We start from the raw sequence: 21,876 nt of genomic DNA, 5'->3' as shown, positions 1-21,876 counted from the left end.
TTTAATATCTTAGTTTTGTACTCAGTCTCGGATTTTAATACAAGAAAAAAACCACAAGAGAATTAATTCTGTTGTGGTTTTTTTTCTGAAAAATAGATCACTTATCTGTAGATATTTTGACCTTTATTGGCTCTCCATTGTTGTTCAAAGTATTCTGCATCTTCGTCATTACGAGTATGAACACCTAAAACTACATGGCCGTCTTTAATTCCTGATTCATAAACCTTTGCTCTGTCTTCTGGGATACCAGATCCTACTAAAGCACCAATGATACCACCAGTAATTCCTCCTGCACCAGCACCAGCCAATCCTGCAGCTAATGGTCCAGCAATGATTAATCCTAAACCAGGAATAACAAGGCTAGTTCCTAATGCAGCAACAACACCAACGATCGCACCGATAGTTCCTCCAATTGCAGAACCTGCTCCAGCAGTTTCAGCAGCTTTTGTTCCTAATTCTGAATGATCATCTTTATCAGAATAATGTTTTTTTCTTGTTTCATCTGACATAATAAGGTTAATTTCATCTTTTGTATAACCTCTCTCACTTAAATTGTCATATGCTCTTTCGATGCTGTCGCGGTCTGAAAACATTCCAGTTAGCATTTCACGTTTTGTTCCGTCGGGATTATGTAAATTTTCCATTTTATATATATTTAGAGTGTGAATTCATTTTCACTTTAACAAAGCTCGTAAAAACCTAATTAATAGTTTTTACACAATTTTTCCTATTTATTACATAATAGAATTTTGGTTTTCTTAAAATTAAATATGATTTTTTAATGATTATCTTTTATGTCTAATGTATTATACAATAAAAAAAGCCTCAACAATTATCTGTTGAGGCTTTTAATAAAAGTGATTTTATAAAGTATAAACTATTTTACAGCAAGTAATTTCACATCAAAAATAAGTACAGAGCCGCCAGGGATTCCATTATAATCATAAGGTCCATATCCTAAATGAGACGGAACTAATAAAACACCGCTTCCGCCAACTTTAAAATAAGGAATACCTTCTGTCCAGCCTTTAATAACTTGGTTTAATCCGAAAGTAAGTCCTTGGGCCGTACTTTGATCAAATACTTTTCCGCTTGAGTAATAACCCTTATAAGCAACAGTTACAGTAGATGTTGATGTTGGCTGCGCTCCAGTGCCAGGTTCATTAATCACATAATATAATCCAGAATCAGTTCTTTTTGCTGTTAAGTTGTTTTTAGCAATATAATCTGTGATTTCTTTTTCGTTTTCAACAGTGTAATCTGTTTTTTGTGGTTCTTGGTTTGTTTCTTTATCACTATTGCAAGAGATAAAAAGCGTTAAAGCTAGTAATGAAGTTAAAAAGTATTTCATGAAATGTGGTATTTTTTTTGAAATGCAAATATATAAAATAAGGCTGTTAGTTTTTAGTCTCAGTTTTCGGTCTCAGTCTCATTTACATTTTTTTTTAGATTTTAGTATTCAGTTATTAATAGTAATTACATATTGCATCCAAATTTGATTGGGTTATTTATCATATAATTTATGAGTCGCCCTATTTCTAAACTTTTTATATTTAGCTTGTTAAATGTTTCTTCATTGATATATTCACACTTAAGTGAAAATTCTAGCCAAACATTTGTTTCTGAATTTTCAGCATCACTATCAGTTAATTTGCTTATAAAATGATTTAAATATCTTCTCTTTCGATATGATTCAGCAATATTTGCAGAAATGCTTCTGGAAGATCTTCTTATTTGATCAGTTAATGAATATTTTTCTTCCTTCGGGAACGATTTTGACATTTCGAATATTTCCATTGCTAATTCAAATGACTTTTTATAAGCGAGTAATTCTTTAAAATCCATTGTTTATTTTTTTTTACAAGGATAATTAAAAAATAAGAAAAAACTTATATTTTAGCCAAGATTAATTCTACATCTAAAATGAAAACTGAAAACAGAGACTGAAAACTAAAAAAAAACTACCCTTCAATTTTAGCAGAAAGCTCAAACCAGCGTTCTTCTTTCTGGTCTATTTTATTGATGATGTTTTGCAGTTCGTTTGCTTTTTTCTCGATATCGGCATCGGCAACTTTTCCGTCAGAGAATAATTGTTCGATTTTAGTTTTTTCAATTTCTAGATCTTTAATTTCTCGTTCTAGTTTTTGATATTCTTTTTGCTCATTGAAAGTTAGATTTCCTGTTGGATTATTTTGTTTCCAATCTTTCTTTTCAGCTTTGTTTTCTTCTTTTTGAGCGACATCAGCACTATCTTCATAAGCTCTAAAATCAGAATAGTTTCCTGGGAAATTTTCGATTTCACCTTTTCCTCTGAAAATAAATAAATGATCTACAATTTTATCCATGAAATAACGGTCGTGCGATACTACAAGCAAACAGCCGGGATAATCTAAAAGAAAACTCTCAAGTACGTTTAGTGTTACAATATCTAAATCGTTTGTTGGCTCATCCAGAATTAAGAAGTTTGGATTCTGAATTAAAACGGTACATAAATACAAACGTTTTAATTCTCCACCACTTAATTTTTCGACAAAATCGTATTGTTTCTTAGCATCAAAAAGAAAACGCTCCAATAATTGCGAAGCCGAAATCATTCTGCCTTTTGCAAGCGGAATAAATTCTCCGTATTCTTTAATAATATCTATTACACGCTGATTTGGTTTTGGGTTGATTCCAGATTGTGTATAATACCCAATTTTTATTGTTTCACCTTTTACAACACGGCCACTGTCCAACGGAAGTGTTCCTGTCAAAAGATTTAAAAAAGTCGATTTTCCAGTTCCGTTTTTACCAATGATTCCGATACGTTCTCCACGCTGAAAATCGAAACTAAAGTTGTCCAGAATGACATGATCTTTAAATTTTTTGGAAATTTTGTGAAGCTCGATAATCTTGCTTCCCATACGTTCCATATTAATTTCTAGCTCGACTTTATTTTCACGGCGTCGGCTTTGTGCTTTTTCTTTAATTACATAAAAATCATCCTGACGCGATTTCGATTTAGTCGTTCTCGCTTTTGGCTGACGGCGCATCCATTCTAATTCTTTTACAAATAAGTTTTTGGCTTTGTCAACACTTGAGTTTTCAGAAGCAATTCTTTCTTCTTTTTTCTCTAAATAATAGGAATAATTTCCTTTGTATTGATACAGTTTTCCGTTATCTAATTCGATGATTTCGTTGCAGACGCGTTCTAAAAAGAAACGGTCGTGCGTTACCATAAACAACGTAATATTTTCTTTAGCAAAATAACTTTCCAGCCATTCGATCATTTCAAGATCTAAATGATTGGTTGGCTCATCCAAAATCAATAAATCAGGGCGATTAATCAATATAATAGCCAAGGAAAGACGTTTTTTTTGCCCTCCCGAAAGATTTTTAACTTTAAGCTTAAAATCTTCTAGTTTTAATTTAAATAAAATCTGTTTGTATTGCGTTTCAAAATCCCATGCATTGTGCTGATCCATTCCGTCAAAAGCTTTTTGATACGCTTCTTCGTCATCTGGATTTTCAAGTGCTTTTTCGTATGCTTCGATTACTTTAAGTGTCTCATTGTCTGAGGCGAAAATACTTTCCTCGATAGTCAGCTCTTCCTGCAAATTATTGTCTTGAGAAAGAAACGCCATTTTTATTCCTTTTCTTAAAACAACTTGACCCGTATCAGGTTCATCCAAACCATTGATAATACTCATTATGGTTGTTTTTCCTGAACCGTTTTTTGCGATAAAAGCAATTTTTTGGTCTTTATTGATTCCGAAAGAGATGTTGTCAAAAAGCGTTCTTTCGCCAAAAGACTTCGATATATTTTCTACAGATAAGTAATTCACTTTGTAAATTATAAGTTTAAATTATAAGTTATGAATGCTTTACAAATCACAACTTTTTTGCAAAAGTAAGTTATTATCTTGCCATTTGCGAATTATTTATGGAGATAGGATTTCAATATCGAACTTAAATCAAAATGATGAATTTGCTGCGGAACATTAATAATAGGTTTTCGAACTAAATTTTCATTCGTTAAATAATAATTAAGTCCGTTACTTGTTGCAATTCCTTCTATTTGATGAAACGAAAGTGGCAGTTCAATTCGGCGTTTATTTCCGGATAAAAAAAGGTTGTTTTTAAAATCATATAAAAGATATAAAAAAGGTTTTCCAACTTTAGAATAACCACAAAGCACAATCAGTTTTTTTGATTCTAAATAAGTTGCACCTGTAACCAAGCCTTTTACATCAAGATTCTCTTTGAATTTTGCGATATGATTTCCCGGTTGATTTGGCAGTGCGTAAGTAGCAGTTTTAGACGTGCTCCATTGTTTTGTAAAAAGATAAATACTGTCTTTTGAAACTATAAAAGCTTCGCAATCAAAGTTTGTTGTGTTTCCTTTTTTCTTGGAAAAATCAGTTTGGTCTGAATACGTAAATGAAATGGTTTCGATATTCGGATTTCCTTCTAAAAAAGAGTTTTTCTCGATTTTAAGAATTTTTAAATTGCTTCTGTTTCCAGCATAATTATTTCCGAAATCTCCAATATAAATAAAGGAACCGTCTTGTGAAATTTCTTCCCAGTCATTATTAATGACTTTGTCCAGCGTAATTTTTTTTCGAATATTACCTAAAGAATCTAAGCCGTAAATCGTTTTATCGTGATCGTCATTGTGCGTCCAAAATAAATTATTAAAAGCAATTAAACCTGAAGTTTCCTTGATTGAGTCAGACAATTTCTTGGAAAATTGAGGTCTTATTTTTATTGTTTTATAAATACAGCTTCCGTCGTTTATCGTCGCATTTGAATTATAATTTTTAGAAAGCGGATCTGTACATCCAGAAATCTGCGAATACGAAGAAGTTATAATTAAGAAGAAAAATAAAATTGATTTTTTCATTGTACCAATTTTGTTTTTTAGAATTTAAAGAATTGGTTGTTCTCTATAACTTCTTTTAAAGCCGAATTCTCATCAATTTTTATTTTTTCATTAAAAGCTTCAATATGATTTTTATGATGCACATCGCTTCCAGCAAAATCATACATTCCTTTTTTCAAAAGCTGTTCTGCCATTTTAGTGATTCTTGTACCATAATATCCTACCGCTGAAAGCAAATTAAGCTGAAATAAACAACCTGCTTTTTTCAATTTATGATATTCGTCAAAGTTTTTGTGATAAAATAAATACCTTTCCGGATGTGCTAAAACAGGAGTATATCCTGCAACCTGCAGATCAAAAAGTGTTTTATACAATTGCACAGGCGCGTTCATATACGACATTTCAACCAGCACATAATTGTCTTTTAAAGTCAGCAATTTGGCATCTTTAAAATAACTTTCAAATTTGTCGTCTATAAAATATTCGGCCGCAGCCTGAAACGGAATTTTAATAGTTTCTTTTTGTAATAAAAGTTTAGTTGTTGCGTGGTTTTCAATAATAATTTCAGGCGAATTATTCCAGATATAATGACTGATATGCGGTGTTGTAATAAACTGCGAAAAACCCATTTCCTGAAAAGAAACAGCAAGTTTTTTCGTGTCGGCAAAAGTTTTGGCACCATCATCAATTCCGGGTAATAAGTGCGAATGAATGTCGATATAATTCCCGCCAAGAAGATCTTTTAAGTACGGTTTTGATTTGAAGAATGAAAACATGCTGTAAAAGTAAATAAAAGATTTTGCAAAGTTTGTTAAAAGATTTTGATGTTGTCCACATTTAGTTTTTGTTGTAAAATCTAATTTGCCACGTCGGCTAATATTTTATATTTGTTGTTACCAATAATGTAATAATTTATGAAAATTAAAGAAAATTTATACAATCAAAGAATTGTTTCTATAGATGCTTTACGTGGCATTACTATTTTTATTATGATTTTTGTAAATGAACTTGCCAGTGTTAAAAATGTACCGCACTGGATGAAACACATGCCTGCAGAAGCTGATGCAATGACTTTTGTTGATGTTGTTTTTCCGGCCTTTTTATTTATCGTTGGCATGTCGATTCCGTTTGCCTTCAATGCCAGATTAATTAAAGGCGACAGTCCAAAAACGATTTGGGGGCATACTTTAAAAAGAGCTCTTGCCTTGATCATTATTGGTGTTTTTATGGTTAATGCAGAATATGGTTACGATGCTGCAAAAATGCTTATTGCTCCGGCATTTTGGGGACTTTTAGCGTACGCAATGCCGATCCCAATTTGGAATAAGTACCCAAAAGACTTTTCGATTTGGTTAAAATACACACTTCAATACGGAGGAATGCTGGTTTTGATTGCCTTGTATTTTCTGTATGTTCAAGATACGGGAGAAATAGGAATGACGCCAAAATGGTGGGGAATTCTAGGCTTAATTGGATGGGCTTATTTTTTTACGGTCGTTTATTATTGGCTGGTTTGTGGAAAATTATGGGCAATGATTGTTTTCTTGATTGTCTGTGTTACAGCGAATGCTTTTAATTTGACAGAGGGAAGCATCATTCAGCAATCGTCTTGGGCTAGTTTTATTGCAGGACATTTAACACACGCTTCGTTAATAACTACGGGAGTTATTATTTCGTTATTGTTTTTTGACCGAAAAATTACGCTTAAAATTAATTGGCCGGTCATTGGTTTTGCTGTTTTGTTTTTTATTATTGGCTATTTGCTTCGTCCTTATTACGGAATTTCAAAAATAAAAGGAACACCGTCGTGGACAATGTTTTCAGCAACAATTTGTACGGTTTTATTTTATTTTCTGTATTGGCTTATGGAAATTAAAAAACAAACAAAATGGAGTGAATTTATTATGCCTGCAGCCGCAAATCCGTTATTGATTTATATTTTGCCTGGTGTTATTTATTATTTTAACCTAGCTTTCAAAATTGAAATAATTCCAGCATATTTTCGTGAAGGTTTACCAGGAATCATCTGGAGTTTGGTATTTTCGACGATTATGTTATTTGTGATGAAAATCTGCAATAAATATAAAATTCAACTGCACTTATAAATGGTTTCAAGTTTTAGGTTTCAAGTTCTGTAAAGAATCTGAAACTTGAAACTTGAATCTTGAAACTTGAAACTTGAAACCTGAAACCTGAAACCTGAAACCATTCTAAATCTCAACAATACCAGTTTTTATTTCTAGATATGTCTCCTCAAACCGCATGGTAATTTACAAAGATTGTGAATATTTAAGGTTTTGCGTGTGGCAATCCGTTTTGTTTAAAATCTGACAAAGGAATTCTTATAGTTGTAAAATTTTTTGGCGAAGCATGCAAATCAACTCGTGGGTGCGAACCTCCTTGTACACAACCAGTTCCTTACTTTTTATAAATTGTTTCGTTTTAATAGGTTTTTAAGCATTTTTACTCTTTATTATTTATAAAAGTTATTTCTATCTTAAATAAAATTTTAAATTTGTAAGAAGTTGTCTATGAAAATCTTACGTTATGAAAAATGTAAAATTGCTATTCATTTTGTTTTTCTTTTTTTTAATGCAATTTGGCTATTCGCAAACAGATTCAATTTCGAACAATAAGAAAGATATTTTAGATGTGCTGTATAAAATTTTTCATAAAAACGATTCCCTTCGCATAAATCCTGAAAAAAAGGTTGCTTTTTCTTTGCTTCCAGTTCCTGTAGACGCCAATAAAAGTGCTGGACTGGTTGTCTCATTTTTAACTACATTTTATCTTGGAGAAAGTAAAACCACAAAAATGTCGCAAGTTACTTTTTCGCCTTATTTTAGTTTTACGAAACAATATGTTTTTCCGGTTCAGTCTTATATATATACAAAAGACAATAATTGGAATTTTATTGGAGATTACCGCTACATGATTTATCCACAGCCTACTTATGGTTTGGGAGACAATAATACAGATGATAAAATGTCAACTTTAGATTATCAGCAATGGCGTTTTTATCAGTTTGCAACACGCAAAATAATTGGTAATTACAGATTGGGATTAGGTGTTTTGTTAGATAATTATCAAAATATTTCTGAAGAATCATATATAGACGATCAAACGGATTATGTTAAATATATGGACGGTGATTTTTCCGATGAAACCTCTTTTGGGATTGCCATTCAGGGATTGTACGATTCAAGAGAAAATAATGTAAATCCGGAACAAGGTTTATATGTAGAAACCGATTTTAGAATGAATACCACCGGAGTAGACGGCAAAAAATGGAATTCAGTTTATTTTGATGCTCGAAAATACCATTCATTCAATAAAAACAAACACAGCGTTTTAGCTTACAGAGGTTTTTATTGGTCTACTTTTGGAGGGAAACCTCATTATCTGGATTTGCCAAGTATTGGCTGGGATCGCGATGGTAAAACAGGAAGAGGTTTTACCAGAAATAGATTTAGAAGCAATGCCTTGATTTATTTTGAAACAGAATATCGGACAGATATTTCTAAAAACGGATTTTGGGGAGCAGTATTTTTTACCAATCTTTCTTCGGTTTCTAAATTAAACACCTATCAATTTAAAAAATGGAATCCCGCTGTTGGAACAGGTTTGCGTATTAAATGGAACAAGCAAAACAACAGTAATTTAGTGCTTGATTTTGGAGTGAGCAAAAACGATTGGTCTTTGCGATTAGGTTTGGCTGAAAATTTCTAACTTTCCAAAAAATCAACAGAACAAATTTTCATGCAATTATCGGTAATTATTCTGAATTATAATGTGCGTTACTTTCTGGAACAATGTGTATTAAGCGTTCAAGAAGCGCTTTCTGCACTTGATGCCGAAATTATTGTAGTCGATAATAATTCGTCAGACGAAAGTGTCTTGATGATGCAAGAAAAATTTTCAACAGTCAAATTAATTCAAAACAAAGAAAATTTTGGTTTTCCAAAAGGCAATAATATTGGAGTTTCTCAAGCAAACGGAAAATACATTTGCATTTTAAATCCAGATACTGTTGTAGCAGAAGATACTTTTACAAAAGTTTTGGCTTTCGCCGAAAAACAAACCGATCTCGGAATTTTGGGCTGTAAATTAATTGATGGAAAAGGAAATTTTCTGCCAGAAAGCAAACGCGGAATTCCGACACCTTGGATTGCTTTTACCAAGATTTTTAGTTTGTATAAAGTTTTTCCAAAATGGCATCTTTTCAACCAATATTACGCACAGCATTTAAAGGAAGATGAAACAGGAAAAGTGGCTATTTTAGTGGGTGCTTTTATGTTTATGAAACGCGATTTATATCTTGAACTCGACGGTTTTGATGAAAATTGTTTTATGTATGCAGACGACATCGATTTGTCATACCGAGCACTGCTCAAACAGAAATCGAATTATTATTATCATGAAACGACGGTTTTGCACTATAAGGGTGAAAGCACTGTAAAAGATGAAAAATACATGAAACGATTTCAGGAAGCGATGAATTTCTTTTATCAAAAACATTTCAGGAAATCATGGTTTTTTACTTTTTTTATTCAAATCGGAATTTGGTTTTTTTCTTTCGCAAAAATGTTTCAAGGAAAAACGAAAGTAAAATCATTACCTGAAACCTATATTTTTTATTCTTTAAATTTGATTTTGTCTGAAAAATTGTCTTTTATTCTAAAAAATAAAGTTCAATTTATAGATTTCAAAAAAGAAAAAATGGTAAATTCGTCCCTAATTTTTAAGGGAAGAAGAGTTGAGATTATTTTGGATAATCAGTATGTTTCATTCAAAAAATGTATCAAAATTATAGAAACTCTTAAAGATAAGCGTATTACTTTTAAGATTTTCCCCAAAAATGCAAATTTTATTATTGGAAGTGATTCTTCAAATGACAGGGGGCAAATTGTAAAAATCCAGTAAAAAATTATATTAAATGTAATTTATATTTAAAATATTCAGTAATTTCGCAATCGGAAAATCAAAATCACCCTTGAGGTTAACAATATGGCAAGATTTGAATTGAAACTTCCTAAGATGGGAGAAAGTGTCGCTGAAGCAACCATTACAAACTGGTTGAAAGAAGTTGGAGACAGAATTGAAGCTGATGAAGCTGTACTTGAAATTGCAACTGACAAAGTTGACAGTGAAGTGCCAAGCGAAGTATCAGGTGTTTTAGTTGAACAATTATTTGGTAAAGATGATTTAGTTCAGGTAGGGCAAACCATTGCGATTATTGAAACTGAAGGTGATGCACCAGCTGTAAAAATAGTTGAAGAAACTGCCGCTCCTGCTGAAGTTGCAGATCCCGAAACTTCGGGAGAAAAAACAATTGAAGCAGTAAAAGAGGATGTTTCGGCTCCGCAAGATTTCACATCATCTGATAAATTCTTTTCTCCGTTAGTTAAAAATATTGCCAAAGAAGAAGGTATTTCTATTGCAGAACTTGAAAATATTCAAGGTTCAGGAAAAGATGGCCGAGTAACCAAAGATGATATTTTAAAATATACCGAAGACCGTAAATCAGGTGTAGTACAAGCACCAAAAGCGGTTGAAGAAACTCCAAAAGCTGTTGTTCAAGCTCCAAAGGCAGTGGAACCTGTTGTTCAAAAAAGCCAGCAGACAGTTCCGGTTTCTGTAAATGGAGGCGACGAAATTATCGAAATGGATAGAATGCGTAAGCTTATTTCAGGTTACATGATTGCTTCGGTTCAGACTTCGGCTCACGTACAATCATTTATTGAAGTGGATGTTACAAACATTGTAAAATGGAGAGATAAGGTTAAAACAGCTTTTGAAAAAAGAGAAGGCGAGAAGCTGACTTTTACACCAATTATGATGGAAGCAGTTGCAAAAGCTTTGAAAGATTTCCCTGGAATGAACATTTCTGTTGATGGCGAATACATCATCAAAAAGAAAAATATAAACTTAGGAATGGCAGCGGCTTTGCCAAACGGAAACTTAATTGTGCCTGTAATTAAAAACGCAGATCAGTTGAATTTAGTTGGAATGGCAAAAGCGGTTAACGATTTAGGAAACCGTGCAAAAGCTGGAAAACTAAAACCAGACGACACACAAGGCGGAACTTATACAGTTACCAATGTTGGAACTTTTGGAAGTGTTTTTGGGACCCCTATTATCAATCAGCCACAGGTTGGAATCTTAGCGCTTGGTGCTATTCGTAAAGTACCGGCAGTTATTGAAACTCCAGAAGGTGATTTTATCGGAATTCGTCAAAAAATGTTCTTGTCCCACTCGTACGATCATAGAGTAGTAGACGGTGCTTTAGGAGGAAGTTTTGTAAAAAGAGTAGCAGAATATTTAGAAGCTTTTGATGTAGATAGAGATTTCTAAATCAACTATAAATAAATCTAACCCGAGAAAATTTTATTAATTTCTCGGGTTTTTTATTTTCTATAAAAATCAATTTGATGCAAATGTCTTTTGTTATTCTATTATTTTTCAGGATATAATCGCAAAGTAATGCCCATTTTAACTAAAAAAAAATCAGTAAGAAGCGGGAAAATTCGGCTTTAAAAATTACATTTGCAATCTTATAAAAACTAAAAATGGAACTCAAACTCAACAAACCAATCTGCTTTTTTGATCTTGAAACGACAGGAATAGACATCGGAAAAGATCGAATCGTAGAAATTTCAATATTCAAAGTTTTTCCAAACGGAAATAAAGAAAGTAAAACTTGGTTAGTAAATCCAACGATTCCGATTCCACCTCAAACAACAGCTGTTCATGGTATTACCGATGAAAAAGTAGCAAATGAGCCTACCTTTGCAGAACTGGCTCCGCAAGTCTACAATATGATTAAGGATAGTGATTTGGGCGGATTTAATTCGGATCGTTTTGATATTCCGTTGCTGGCAGAAGAATTGCTTCGCGCCGGAGTTGATTTTGATATGAAAAATAAAGTTTCAGTAGATGTTCAGACTATTTTTCATAAAATGGAAGAGCGTACCTTAAGTGCTGCCTTGAAATTTTATTGCGGAAAAAGTCTTGAAAATGCGCATTCTGCAGAAGCAGACACGATGGCGACTTATGAAATTCTAAAAGCGCAGTTAGATCGTTATCCGGAATTAGAAAATGATATGAAATCATTGTCTGAATTTACAACCAGAAAAAAAATTGCTGATTTTGCCGGAATGATTGCCTTTGATAAAGATAATGAAGAAATATTTACCTTCGGAAAACACAAAGGTGCCAAAGTCGATAAAATTCTAGAATCTGAGCCTGGATATTTCAGCTGGATTCAAAATGCTGATTTTCCTTTATATACCAAAAAGGTTTTAACGGCAATTAAATTAAGAAAACTAAATACGAAATAAGGTCCTAAGTTGCTAAGGCTCTGAGATGCTAAGTTTTTTCGCATAGTTTCTTAGAGCCTTAGTATCTTAGCAACTTAGCAACTTAGAAAAAATGAAAATAATTTGTATCGGTAGAAATTATACCAATCATATTGAAGAATTAAAAAACGAGCGTCCTACAGAACCTGTGGTTTTTATGAAACCGGATTCGGCAGTTTTGTTGAAGCAGCATCCTTTTGTGATTCCGGAATTTTCTGAAGAAATTCATCACGAAATAGAAATAATTGTTAAAATAAATAAAGTAGGAAAGTACATAGAGCCTAAGTTTGCGCATAAATACTATGACGAAATTAGTGTAGGTATCGATTTTACTGCCAGAGATTTACAAGATAAATTGAAAGCAAAAGGATTGCCTTGGGAGAAATCAAAAGCATTTGACGGCTCTGCAGTGATTGGAGATTTTTTGCCGAAAAGTGATTTCGTTTCTATGGAAAATCTTACTTTTGAATTAACAAACAATTCTAAAACGGTTCAGAAAGGCAATACAAGTTTTATGCTTTGGAAGATTGATGAGCTTGTTTCGTATGTTTCGCAGTTTTTTACATTAAAGATTGGAGACATAATCTTTACAGGAACGCCAGAAGGAGTTGCCGCAGTTAAACCAAATGATGTTTTAGAAGGCTTTTTAGAAGATAAAAAATTATTCAGAATACAAGTAAAATAATGGCTTTAAAATATAACCTTTCGAAAGTGTATGCACTTTCAGATAATGATCCTGAATTTGTAAACGAAATTCTAAAATTATTTGTTACCGAAGTTCCTGAAGATTTAAAACAAATCAAAGAAGGAATCAAAAAAAAGGATCATAAATACGCTTATTCATATGCGCACAAAATAAAGCCGACATTAGATTTAATGGGTTTAAATGTGGCTTTTGAAGAAATTCTGCAGGTCGAAGCCTGGACAAAAGCTGAAGGCAAGAAAAAAGAAATTGTCGAAACTTTTAAAAGTATAAAAATACAGGTAAAAGATGCGATCAAGGAAATCAAAAAAGATTTTGATTTATAAAATTTAAAAATACCCAATTCTTGTTCTTTATAATCTAAAGCTTGAATTGGGTTGTTTTTTTTACAGCAAGAATGGTTTTTAATCTGAAATTCCGTTTATATGCTTGTATTAAATGGTATTGCCTCTTAGCACGAAACTGCAACAAACTACTTTCTAATAATGACTTACATTAACAGTAAGTAAAAACTAACATTTGCATGAAAGCAACAATCATTACAATTGGAGATGAAATTTTAATAGGTCAAATAGTTGACACAAACTCTGGTTTTATTGCCAAATCGCTTGATCGAATTGGAGTCGAAATCACAGAAATGATCTCGATAAGCGACGATAAAAAACATATTTTAGATACTTTTGCACAATTACAAAACAAGGTTGATGTTGTAATTGTAACGGGAGGTTTAGGACCGACAAAAGATGACGTAACCAAAAAAACGTTCTGCGAATATTTTGACGATGAGCTGGTTGTAAATCAAGAAGTCTTAGCGCATGTAACTGAATTGATTGAAGGTTTTTATAAAAGACCCATTTCACAGTTAAATAAAGATCAAGCCCTAGTGCCGTCAAAATGTACTGTGCTTCACAATCAAGTAGGCACAGCACCAGGAATGTGGATGAAAAAAGAAAACACAGTTTTTATTTCGCTTCCGGGAGTTCCTTATGAAATGAAATATTTGGTAGAAAACGAAATAATTCCAAAGATTGTTCGCGAATACAAACGTCCTTATATTATTCATAAAACTATTTTGACATATGGTCAAGGAGAAAGTTTAGTAGCAGAACGCATTGAGGATTGGGAAAATAATCTTCCAGATTTTATAAAATTAGCTTATTTGCCAAATCCGGGAAGAGTGCGTTTGCGCTTAACTGCAAGAGGGACAAATAAAGAAGAGCTAGAAACAGCAATCGAAGAAAATGTAAAATCTCTCGATGCTATAATTCATGATATTATTGTAGGTTACGAAGAAAATGAAACAATCGAATCTGTAGTAGGGAAGATATTGACAAAGCAAAATAAAACCATTTCAACTGCTGAAAGTTTTACAGGTGGAAAAATTGCTTCAATTTTGTCTGCCATTCCAGGAGCGTCTAACTACTTTAGGGGCAGTGTAGTTTCGTACGCAACAGCGGTGAAAGTGAATGTTCTTGGCGTCTCGCAAGATTTAATAGATCAATATTCAGTGGTTAGTGGAGAAGTTGCATCGGCTATGGCTTTGAATGTGAAAGAGATACTCAAAACAGACTATGCAATTGCAACAACTGGGAACGCCGGACCGTCTAAAGGAGATTCAGATGCTGAAATTGGTACTGTTTTTATCGCTTTAGCAACTCCAAACGATGTAATTGTTGAAGAATTTAATTTTGGTCAACCACGTGAAAAAGTGATAGATAGAGCCACGATTAAGAGTTTAGAAATATTACAGAAAGAAATTTTAAAAAATGTGCTATAATTTTTTGTTTCAATCGTTTATTTTTCTTTTCTTTGCACCCTGATTTTGAATAACGATAAAAGATAAGTATAATGTCAAGAGTTTGTGACCTTACAGGTAAAAGAGCGATGGTAGGAAATAACGTTTCTCACGCTATGAACAAAACTAAGAGAAAGTTTTCTGTAAACTTAGTTAAAAAGCGTTTTTATCTTCCAGAAGAAGATAGATGGATTACTCTTAGAGTAGCAGCATCTACGATAAAAACAATTAATAAAAATGGAATCACTGCTGTTTTGAAAAAAGCACAGTCAGAAGGATTTATCAAATAATCTTTTCCTAAATAAATATATAGCAAGATGGCAAAGAAAGGTAATAGAATCCAAGTAATTTTAGAATGTACTGAGCACAAGACTTCTGGTGTTCCAGGAACCTCTAGATACATTACAACTAAGAACAAAAAAAATACACCAGATAGATTAGAGATTAAAAAATTTAATCCAATCTTGAAACGTGTAACTGTTCACAAAGAAATTAAGTAATAATTAGAGATTTTTGTAAATCTCAATGGTTTTGCCATTAGAGTTTTATAAAAGCTTCAAATAACATTTGAATCATGGCAAAGAAAACCGTAGCATCGTTACAAACATCTTCTAAGAGATTATCAAAAGCCATCAAAATGGTAAAATCTCCTAAAACTGGTGCATATACATTCGTAGAATCTATTATGGCTCCTGAAGAAGTTGATAATTTCTTGAAAAAGAAATAATTACAAATTACAGTATATAGAAAAGCTACTTTCATTCGGAAGTAGCTTTTTTATTTTTTATATTTGTCTAAAATTTTATAGAAGCATAACAATTGGCTTTTTTTTAAGCAATAGTTCCCGCCATGCACTATATCTTTACTTTCCTAAAGAAGGAAAGCAAAGGATATCGCTTCTGTCGGGGCTAGATAAAAGCAATTGGCCTTCTTTAAACATTGGGATTATTTAGATTGTCAAAAAATCGTATAATCTAAAAACTAACAACCTATAAAAATGAGTTTTTTTAAAAAATTATTCTCTACTGATAAAAAAGAGACTTTAGACAAAAGTCTTGAAAAATCAAAAACTACTTTTTTTTCAAAGTTAAGTAAAGCCGTTGCCGGAAAATCTAAAGTCGATGATGATGTTTTAGATGATCTGGAAGAAATCCTTGTAGCTTCAGATGTTGGTGTAAATACAACCCTGAAAATAATTTCAAGAATCGAAAAACGTGTTGCAGAAGATAAATATTTAGGCACAGAAGAATTAAACCAAATCCTTCGCGAAGAAATAGGTTCTTTATTGTCTGAGACCAATACAGGTGAGGCAACTGAATTTGAAATTCCAAAAGACAAAAAGCCATACGTTTTAATGGTCGTTGGAGTAAACGGAGTTGGAAAAACAACTACAATTGGTAAACTGGCTTATCAGTTTAAAAAAGCGGGTTACAAAGTTGTTTTAGGTGCCGCAGATACTTTTCGCGCCGCAGCGATTGATCAATTGCAAGTTTGGGCAGATCGTGTTGATGTGCCAATAGTAAGACAAAATATGGGAAGTGATCCTGCTTCAGTAGCTTTCGATACTTTACAATCAGCTGTCGCTCAAAATGCAGATGTTGTCATTATTGATACTGCTGGACGTCTTCATAATAAAATCAACTTAATGAACGAACTTACAAAAGTAAAACGTGTAATGCAAAAGGTTGTTGCCGATGCGCCTCATGATGTACTTTTGGTTTTAGATGGTTCTACAGGACAAAATGCTTTTGAGCAGGCTAAACAATTTACTGCAGCAACTGAAGTAACTTCATTAGCGGTAACAAAATTAGACGGAACTGCAAAAGGGGGTGTTGTAATAGGTATTTCAGATCAGTTTCAAATTCCGGTTAAATATATTGGAGTTGGTGAAGGAATTGAAGATTTGCAAGTCTTTAATAAATATGAATTCGTAGACAGTTTCTTTAAATAAATTACAATGAGTTTTTCTTCCTTTAAAAACATTTCACCAATTGCATTTTATTTTGCAAGTGTGGTATCTTTTGTTGCTGCAAGTGTAATAAAAGATAAGAGTTTACCTTTCTATTATGTTTTATTGATTTTGGGTCTTGGTTTATTTTTTGCTGGCATGGCAAAAAGAACTAGAACTAAGAGATAGCTATACTAATGCATTTATGCTAAAAACAGCATGTTATCAGTTGGTTTTGCAGAAGTTAGATATTAATTTCAGCGGGTTTTGCACATTGCTGTAAAAACAGATTTAATACGAGATGATCAAGTACGAAACCCACTAGAACTTTTAATAGCTGTAAGCTTTTTTAAAAACTAAAAGCTGGCAACTATTTAATTTATTGATACAAAGCACTAATCTTTTGCCATAAAGTTTTATCAAAATCTGATAAAGCTAAGTTGACATCGTCGGCTGCGTCGCCCATTCTGATAATGACCATGTTTTTGCTGGGAACTACATATATCTTCTGATCATTTTTTCCTAAAGCCATAAACATATCACTAGGCCCAGTTGGAATGATGCTTCCTTGAAAAGTTAATTGTGATTGAGGTAAATGATAAGAAGTTTTACCATTTAACCACCATAAATATCCATATCCTAAATTGATGTTTTGTGAAGTAGCTGTTGCTTCGTTGAAATATGCTTCATTAAGAATAATGTTGTTTTCCCATTTTCCTTTATTCAGCATTAAGAGTCCAAAACGAGCCATACTTCTTGATGTGCTGGTGTAAACACTATTTACGCCAAGCTGTACCCAATTTCCATCCATACCAATTTTGTCCCTTAATTTGGCATTGAAATAGTTTTCCCACGTTTGTCCGCTAGCTTTAGCAACAACATCTTGCAGTTTTACATATACATTATGATAGGCCCAGCGAGTTCCTGCATCTGCTTTGTAAAGTAAATTTGCTGGTTCTACATCATCTGTTGAATCATCTAATCCAGATGTCATGGTTAGTAAATGTTTGCAGGTAATTAGGCTTTCCTGTGTAAGAGTTTCGCTGGTCCATCCTGTTCCTAAATATTGAGAAACTTTATTATTAATATTTAATAGGTTTTCCTGTTGTGCGATCCCTGTTGTGGTTGAGGTTAATGTTTTTCCCGCACTTGCCCAATACCAATTTGTAGCGGCATTGTGCCCGTTAAAATAGTTTTCTAAAACAATTCGGCCATTTACTAAAATAATAAAAGATTTAGAGTGTTTTAATTCTAAGTAATCTAAAAGAGGCTGTACAGCATTTTGATTCCATTTTAGATCGGCTATGGATTTTGTTTCCCAAGTATTTCCAGTTAATGGTGGGAAATACATACTTTCTGTTGGAGTCGGGGTATTATTGTCTTCTTTACTGCAGCTAATGCACAATACAATAATCAAGATTTTACAAATATTTTTAAACATGGTTTTTTGGTTTTGGTTTGGGGTTTGACCAAAAATATGCAAAATAGTTTAATGAGTTTATAAAAAAAGATTTTAGTATTAATGTTTTATTGTCTTAGTTTCCATTTAGTTCCGTTAGTAAATATTACTTCATAGGCTCTGGCAGCAATAATTGTATTGGCATCCGTAGAGAAATCTTCCCAGATTTTAAATGCTGTATTTTGCTTTTTTAATAAAAAAGTTGTTTCGCCTGTGTATTCTCCTTTGATAAAAAAGGATCTTCCAGATGCAGGTTTGTCAAAGGAATTTTCGCAATACCATTCAAATTTTATAGCTTTAATATCTGTTTTGCTGACATTTTTGTAAATCAGCTGTATGTCTTTATGATCAGAATATTCATTTTTAAAAAGTTTAGAAGAAAGAATTTTAACGGGTGAGGTTTTGATGTTTGTTGTGTCTAAAAACTTCTCTTTTAAATTTAAACTATCTGTCGTTTCTGTTTCAACACTTGTTTCTGTTTTAGGTATTATTTCTACGTTATTTTGCGGTTCTTTTTTATTTGTTTTGCCACATCCGCTGATAATCATTATTATAAACGAAATTAATATTCTTCTCATTTTTGATTATTTATTTTTGAATTATAATATAATGAAGAGTTAAATTGCAAAAATGTTTAATTGAAATTTGAGTAGTTGCCTTAATAAGACATAAAAGTATAGTTGAGGGATTTTATTAAATTTAGATTTTAATATTATTATAAAAATATTTCTTTTGAATGATATAAAGTTAACTTTGTACTTTACAAAATATTCTTTTGAAAACGGAAGTCTAGCCCTGATGGAAACGAATTTTTTTATGGCAGTCTCGAAACTTGGGGAGGCATAAAATATAGCGAACAACAGGAAATTATTCCTTTTAATTATTTTTATACTTATGAAAAAAACTTTTATGATTTTGGTTTTATCCCTTTTGTTAGTAAGCTGCAAGCAAGAAATAAAACCGGCAGATGTTGCAAAATTAAATGGTTACTGGGAAATCGAAAAAGTGGTTTTTGATAAGGGGGAAGAGAAGGCATATGCAATGAATGAGAATTTTGATTTTTTTCAAATTAAAGGGAATAAAGGGACGCGAACGAAAGTTATGGCGCAGCTTGACGGAACGTTTTTAACGACGAATACTTTTGAAAATGTTTCGATTAGATTTACAGATAAAGGAACTTTTTTGGATTACAAAACAGATTACGCAAAATGGAGTGAAGAATTAATTTCGATTTCTGACAAGGAATTTGTTGTGAGAAATGAACAGAAAAAAGAATATCATTATAAAAAAGCTGGACCAGTAAATATATTAAACGATGGCAAAAAGACTAAATAATCAAAGTAGTATTGGGGATGTTTTGCAACAGATTATTCAGGTAAATAAATTACAGCCTGGAATGGATCAGATTGATGTGAAAGAAGCGTGGAGACAATTAATGGGAAATGGAGTTAATACTTACACCAAAAATGTTGTGTTGAAAGGAAGTACACTGTATGTTGAACTTGGATCTGCGGTTTTACGAGAAGAATTAAGCCACGGAAAGTCTAAAATCGTAAAAATGATAAATGAAGAATTAGGCCGTGAGGTTGTGAAGGATGTTATTTTAAGATAGACTTCTTAGATTTTTAGATAGCTTACACTCATATACAATAGCATCTAACTTATAAAAGAAAACCCGCTTCATTTGAAACGGGTTTTTTTATACTATTTTAAGAAATCTAAGAAGTCTAAAATTTAAAACTGCTCTCTTCCAGCAAAGTGAAATGCACCTTCGATTGCAGCATTTTCGTCGCTGTCTGAACCGTGAACTGCATTTTCTCCGATAGAAGTTGCGTATGCTTTACGAATAGTTCCTTCAGCAGCTTCAGCTGGATTTGTAGCTCCAATTAAAGTTCTGAAATCTTCTACCGCGTTGTCTTTTTCTAAAATTGCAGCAACAATTGGTCCGCGAGACATGAATTCAACTAATTCTCCGTAAAAAGGTCTTGCAGCGTGAACAGCATAAAATGCTTGAGCATCAGCTACAGTTAATTGAGTTAATTTTAATGAAACGATTTTGAAACCACCATTAGTGATCATTGCTAAGATATTCCCGATGTGTCCGTTTGCAACAGCATCTGGTTTAATCATTGTAAAAGTTCTATTTGTTGCCATTTTATATTTTATTAAATTTTGTGCAAAAGTAGACTTTTTTTATGAATTGATTTTAATAAATTCATAATTAAAACACGATAGAATGGCGTTTTGGATAAGAAAAGCTTTTATTAATATCATATCAGTAATATAAGTTCATTTAATTGTTTGTAGAACATATTCCAGAATTATGAAACATCCTAAAATAAACTTATATTACTAATGTTGGAAAATATTTTTTAAACTTTGAATATTAATCTATTTCTATAGAAAATCCATAAAATGAAAGTCCAGATTGCGACATAAACTAACGCTCCAGCCAAAGAAGCTGTCATTGGATTATTAAAAAATGGCGCAATACAAAAACTGTATAAGTAGCTTAAAAGATTAATTTGTTCTTCAGGATTATGTGGGTTTTCAAACTCAATCATTACCAAAACTTGTGGAATAATCTGCGAAGTAAAAAACACAATCATTGGATTAACTCCCCAAATTAACAATGGTTTAAAACCTTTTTTGTAATCTGCTATATCAATCACATAATATAATATGGCCAGAAAAGTTGTTGCTAATCCAGTAGTGTATAAAACATAACTACTAGTCCAAATCGATTTATTTAGTGGAAAAAGAATACTCCAAAGCAAACCGGCAATAATAAGCGCCACACCGGCAATAATCATTTTTTGCACTTTTTGAGTTTTAGCAATTTCACGCTGTAATAACTGTCCAATCAGCAAACCAATAATTCCATTTACGATTGATGGAACGGTACTTAAAATTCCTTCTGGATCCCAAGTTATAGTTTCACGGTACATGTGATCTTTCAATAAAATGCTGTCAAGCCATGATGCTAAATTAGTTCCTTTCTCCAGATTTGCAGCTCCAATTCCCGGAACTGGAATTAAAGTCATTATTGCCCAATATCCTAATAATAAGATTACTCCAGTTATAATTTGAGTTTTTTGGGAGGTTTTTAGATACAATAGAGAAACTACAAAATATACTATTGCAATTCGCTGTAAAACTCCCGGAAGACGTACATCATGATAGGCTTCTAAGCCACTGTAAGCAAGAAATAGATAAATAACTAAAATAGAAAAAGCCAAAATATTTTTAATTTTAGAACTGAAATTTCCCATTAAGGCATAACCAACAGCTATTGTTATCACTAATCGGCCAACAAGAAGTGGAATGCCGTCAAGACCAAACAATTGAATTTTGCCAAAAAAGTTAAAGAAAATCCCCAGACAAAGCATTCGCAGTGAACGCACTAAAATTTTATTAAAAGTCGTACTGTCATAAAATTTTTCAGGCATTGCAAGCGGAACAGCAACTCCCATAATAAAGATAAAAAATGGAAAAACTAAGTCGGTTAATGTACATCCGTGCCATTCAGCATGTAATAAGGGAGGATAAACATTTCCCCAGTCTCCAGGGTTGTTTACAATAGTCATCAATAAAATAGTCAGTCCACGAAAGACATCTAGCGAAATTAAGCGTTCTTTTACCATTGGTTTTGGGTAAATTGGTTAGTTAATAATTTAAAAAATCGCTATTTGGTTTGGAGAATAATAAATTTGAGAGATATGTGGTTATTTGTTTCTCAAGAATTATTAAAT

Annotated in this window: 25 protein-coding genes; 15 read left to right on the top strand and 10 right to left on the bottom strand. The window is 32.5% G+C overall.

Going from position 1 to position 21,876, the window contains the following annotated elements; all coding sequences use genetic code 11:
• Positions 1–101 precede the first annotated feature (101 nt).
• The 6 genes from IRZ83_RS15325 to IRZ83_RS15300 form a co-directional block, all read right to left on the bottom strand.
• The gene (locus IRZ83_RS15325) at positions 102–644 is read right to left on the bottom strand and encodes a hypothetical protein (protein WP_051662775.1); all 543 of its coding nucleotides are present in this window, start codon (positions 642–644) and stop codon (positions 102–104) included.
• A 233-nt stretch (positions 645–877) separates the two neighbouring features.
• On the bottom strand, positions 878–1,351 hold the full coding sequence (locus tag IRZ83_RS15320) for an FKBP-type peptidyl-prolyl cis-trans isomerase (RefSeq protein WP_194570055.1): 474 nt from the start codon (positions 1,349–1,351) through the stop codon (positions 878–880).
• A 125-nt stretch (positions 1,352–1,476) separates the two neighbouring features.
• A complete protein-coding gene (locus IRZ83_RS15315; protein ID WP_029272712.1) occupies positions 1,477–1,845 on the bottom strand; it encodes a four helix bundle protein in 369 nt (122 codons plus the stop codon).
• A 116-nt stretch (positions 1,846–1,961) separates the two neighbouring features.
• Entirely contained in the window at positions 1,962–3,824 is a 1,863-nt protein-coding gene (locus IRZ83_RS15310; RefSeq protein WP_029272713.1) for an ABC-F family ATP-binding cassette domain-containing protein, read from the bottom strand.
• A gap of 92 nt (positions 3,825–3,916) precedes the next feature.
• Positions 3,917–4,882, bottom strand: a complete 966-nt coding sequence (locus tag IRZ83_RS15305) for a T9SS C-terminal target domain-containing protein (protein WP_194570053.1) — start codon at positions 4,880–4,882, stop codon at positions 3,917–3,919.
• Positions 4,883–4,899: 17 nt separating this feature from the next.
• On the bottom strand, positions 4,900–5,637 hold the full coding sequence (locus IRZ83_RS15300) for a tyrosine-protein phosphatase (RefSeq protein WP_194570051.1): 738 nt from the start codon (positions 5,635–5,637) through the stop codon (positions 4,900–4,902).
• Positions 5,638–5,775: 138 nt separating this feature from the next.
• Between IRZ83_RS15300 and IRZ83_RS15295 the strand changes: the two genes are divergently transcribed.
• From IRZ83_RS15295 to IRZ83_RS15235, 13 genes are all read left to right on the top strand, one after another.
• A complete protein-coding gene (locus IRZ83_RS15295) occupies positions 5,776–6,966 on the top strand; it encodes a DUF5009 domain-containing protein (protein ID WP_194570049.1) in 1,191 nt (396 codons plus the stop codon).
• Positions 6,967–7,408: 442 nt separating this feature from the next.
• A complete protein-coding gene (locus tag IRZ83_RS15290) occupies positions 7,409–8,590 on the top strand; it encodes a hypothetical protein (RefSeq protein ID WP_228520707.1) in 1,182 nt (393 codons plus the stop codon).
• 30 nt (positions 8,591–8,620) lie between these two features.
• Complete coding sequence (locus IRZ83_RS15285) at positions 8,621–9,784, top strand: glycosyltransferase family 2 protein (protein WP_194570047.1); 1,164 nt, start codon at positions 8,621–8,623, stop codon at positions 9,782–9,784.
• Between the two features lie 84 nt (positions 9,785–9,868).
• A complete protein-coding gene (locus tag IRZ83_RS15280) occupies positions 9,869–11,215 on the top strand; it encodes a dihydrolipoamide acetyltransferase family protein (protein WP_194570045.1) in 1,347 nt (448 codons plus the stop codon).
• Positions 11,216–11,430: 215 nt separating this feature from the next.
• A complete protein-coding gene (locus tag IRZ83_RS15275; RefSeq protein WP_029272720.1) occupies positions 11,431–12,201 on the top strand; it encodes a 3'-5' exonuclease in 771 nt (256 codons plus the stop codon).
• 91 nt (positions 12,202–12,292) lie between these two features.
• Entirely contained in the window at positions 12,293–12,904 is a 612-nt protein-coding gene (locus IRZ83_RS15270; protein ID WP_029272721.1) for a fumarylacetoacetate hydrolase family protein, read from the top strand.
• On the top strand, positions 12,904–13,248 hold the full coding sequence (locus tag IRZ83_RS15265) for an Hpt domain-containing protein (RefSeq protein ID WP_029272722.1): 345 nt from the start codon (positions 12,904–12,906) through the stop codon (positions 13,246–13,248). Before IRZ83_RS15270 ends, IRZ83_RS15265 begins: the two co-directional genes overlap by 1 nt.
• Before the next feature lie 197 nt (positions 13,249–13,445).
• The gene (locus IRZ83_RS15260; RefSeq protein WP_194570043.1) at positions 13,446–14,699 is read left to right on the top strand and encodes a CinA family nicotinamide mononucleotide deamidase-related protein; all 1,254 of its coding nucleotides are present in this window, start codon (positions 13,446–13,448) and stop codon (positions 14,697–14,699) included.
• Between the two features lie 71 nt (positions 14,700–14,770).
• On the top strand, positions 14,771–15,007 hold the full coding sequence (rpmB, locus tag IRZ83_RS15255; protein ID WP_008468080.1) for a 50S ribosomal protein L28: 237 nt from the start codon (positions 14,771–14,773) through the stop codon (positions 15,005–15,007).
• Between the two features lie 27 nt (positions 15,008–15,034).
• The gene (gene rpmG / locus IRZ83_RS15250; RefSeq protein ID WP_008253902.1) at positions 15,035–15,217 is read left to right on the top strand and encodes a 50S ribosomal protein L33; all 183 of its coding nucleotides are present in this window, start codon (positions 15,035–15,037) and stop codon (positions 15,215–15,217) included.
• A gap of 74 nt (positions 15,218–15,291) precedes the next feature.
• The gene (locus tag IRZ83_RS15245) at positions 15,292–15,444 is read left to right on the top strand and encodes a DUF4295 domain-containing protein (RefSeq protein ID WP_071634818.1); all 153 of its coding nucleotides are present in this window, start codon (positions 15,292–15,294) and stop codon (positions 15,442–15,444) included.
• 270 nt (positions 15,445–15,714) lie between these two features.
• The gene (gene ftsY, locus IRZ83_RS15240) at positions 15,715–16,668 is read left to right on the top strand and encodes a signal recognition particle-docking protein FtsY (RefSeq protein WP_029272725.1); all 954 of its coding nucleotides are present in this window, start codon (positions 15,715–15,717) and stop codon (positions 16,666–16,668) included.
• 6 nt (positions 16,669–16,674) lie between these two features.
• A complete protein-coding gene (locus IRZ83_RS15235; protein ID WP_029272726.1) occupies positions 16,675–16,854 on the top strand; it encodes a hypothetical protein in 180 nt (59 codons plus the stop codon).
• Between the two features lie 190 nt (positions 16,855–17,044).
• Here the strand turns inward: IRZ83_RS15235 and IRZ83_RS15230 are convergent, their stop codons facing one another.
• Together IRZ83_RS15230 and IRZ83_RS15225 are read right to left on the bottom strand one after the other, a co-directional pair.
• A complete protein-coding gene (locus IRZ83_RS15230; RefSeq protein ID WP_194570041.1) occupies positions 17,045–18,106 on the bottom strand; it encodes a serine hydrolase domain-containing protein in 1,062 nt (353 codons plus the stop codon).
• Positions 18,107–18,192: 86 nt separating this feature from the next.
• A complete protein-coding gene (locus IRZ83_RS15225; protein WP_194570039.1) occupies positions 18,193–18,702 on the bottom strand; it encodes a hypothetical protein in 510 nt (169 codons plus the stop codon).
• Positions 18,703–19,018: 316 nt separating this feature from the next.
• Here IRZ83_RS15225 and IRZ83_RS15220 point away from each other — a divergent pair, with 316 nt between their 5' ends.
• Both IRZ83_RS15220 and IRZ83_RS15215 read left to right on the top strand, forming a co-directional pair.
• Positions 19,019–19,459: a hypothetical protein gene (locus IRZ83_RS15220; protein ID WP_029272729.1), complete on the top strand. Its 441-nt coding sequence runs from the start codon at positions 19,019–19,021 to the stop codon at positions 19,457–19,459.
• Positions 19,440–19,736 carry a DUF721 domain-containing protein gene (locus tag IRZ83_RS15215; RefSeq protein ID WP_029272730.1) on the top strand — a complete coding sequence of 99 codons (297 nt, stop codon included), beginning with the start codon at positions 19,440–19,442 and terminating at the stop codon, positions 19,734–19,736. The genes IRZ83_RS15220 and IRZ83_RS15215 overlap by 20 nt, the downstream gene beginning before the upstream one ends.
• Positions 19,737–19,858: 122 nt before the next feature.
• On the opposite strand, the gene IRZ83_RS15210 is transcribed toward IRZ83_RS15215, so the two are convergent.
• Together IRZ83_RS15210 and IRZ83_RS15205 are read right to left on the bottom strand one after the other, a co-directional pair.
• Complete coding sequence (locus IRZ83_RS15210; RefSeq protein WP_026984871.1) at positions 19,859–20,278, bottom strand: nucleoside-diphosphate kinase; 420 nt, start codon at positions 20,276–20,278, stop codon at positions 19,859–19,861.
• Positions 20,279–20,496: 218 nt separating this feature from the next.
• Positions 20,497–21,768 (bottom strand): acyltransferase family protein, encoded by a 1,272-nt coding sequence (locus tag IRZ83_RS15205; RefSeq protein ID WP_194570037.1) that lies wholly within the window; start codon positions 21,766–21,768, stop codon positions 20,497–20,499.
• Positions 21,769–21,876 lie beyond the last annotated feature (108 nt).

The sequence above is a fragment of the Flavobacterium sp. JLP genome, from assembly GCF_015350755.1.
Taxonomy (GTDB): domain Bacteria; phylum Bacteroidota; class Bacteroidia; order Flavobacteriales; family Flavobacteriaceae; genus Flavobacterium.
The sequence above is the reverse complement of the archived record's forward strand: the minus strand, read 5'-3'. Positions and strand labels throughout refer to the sequence as shown.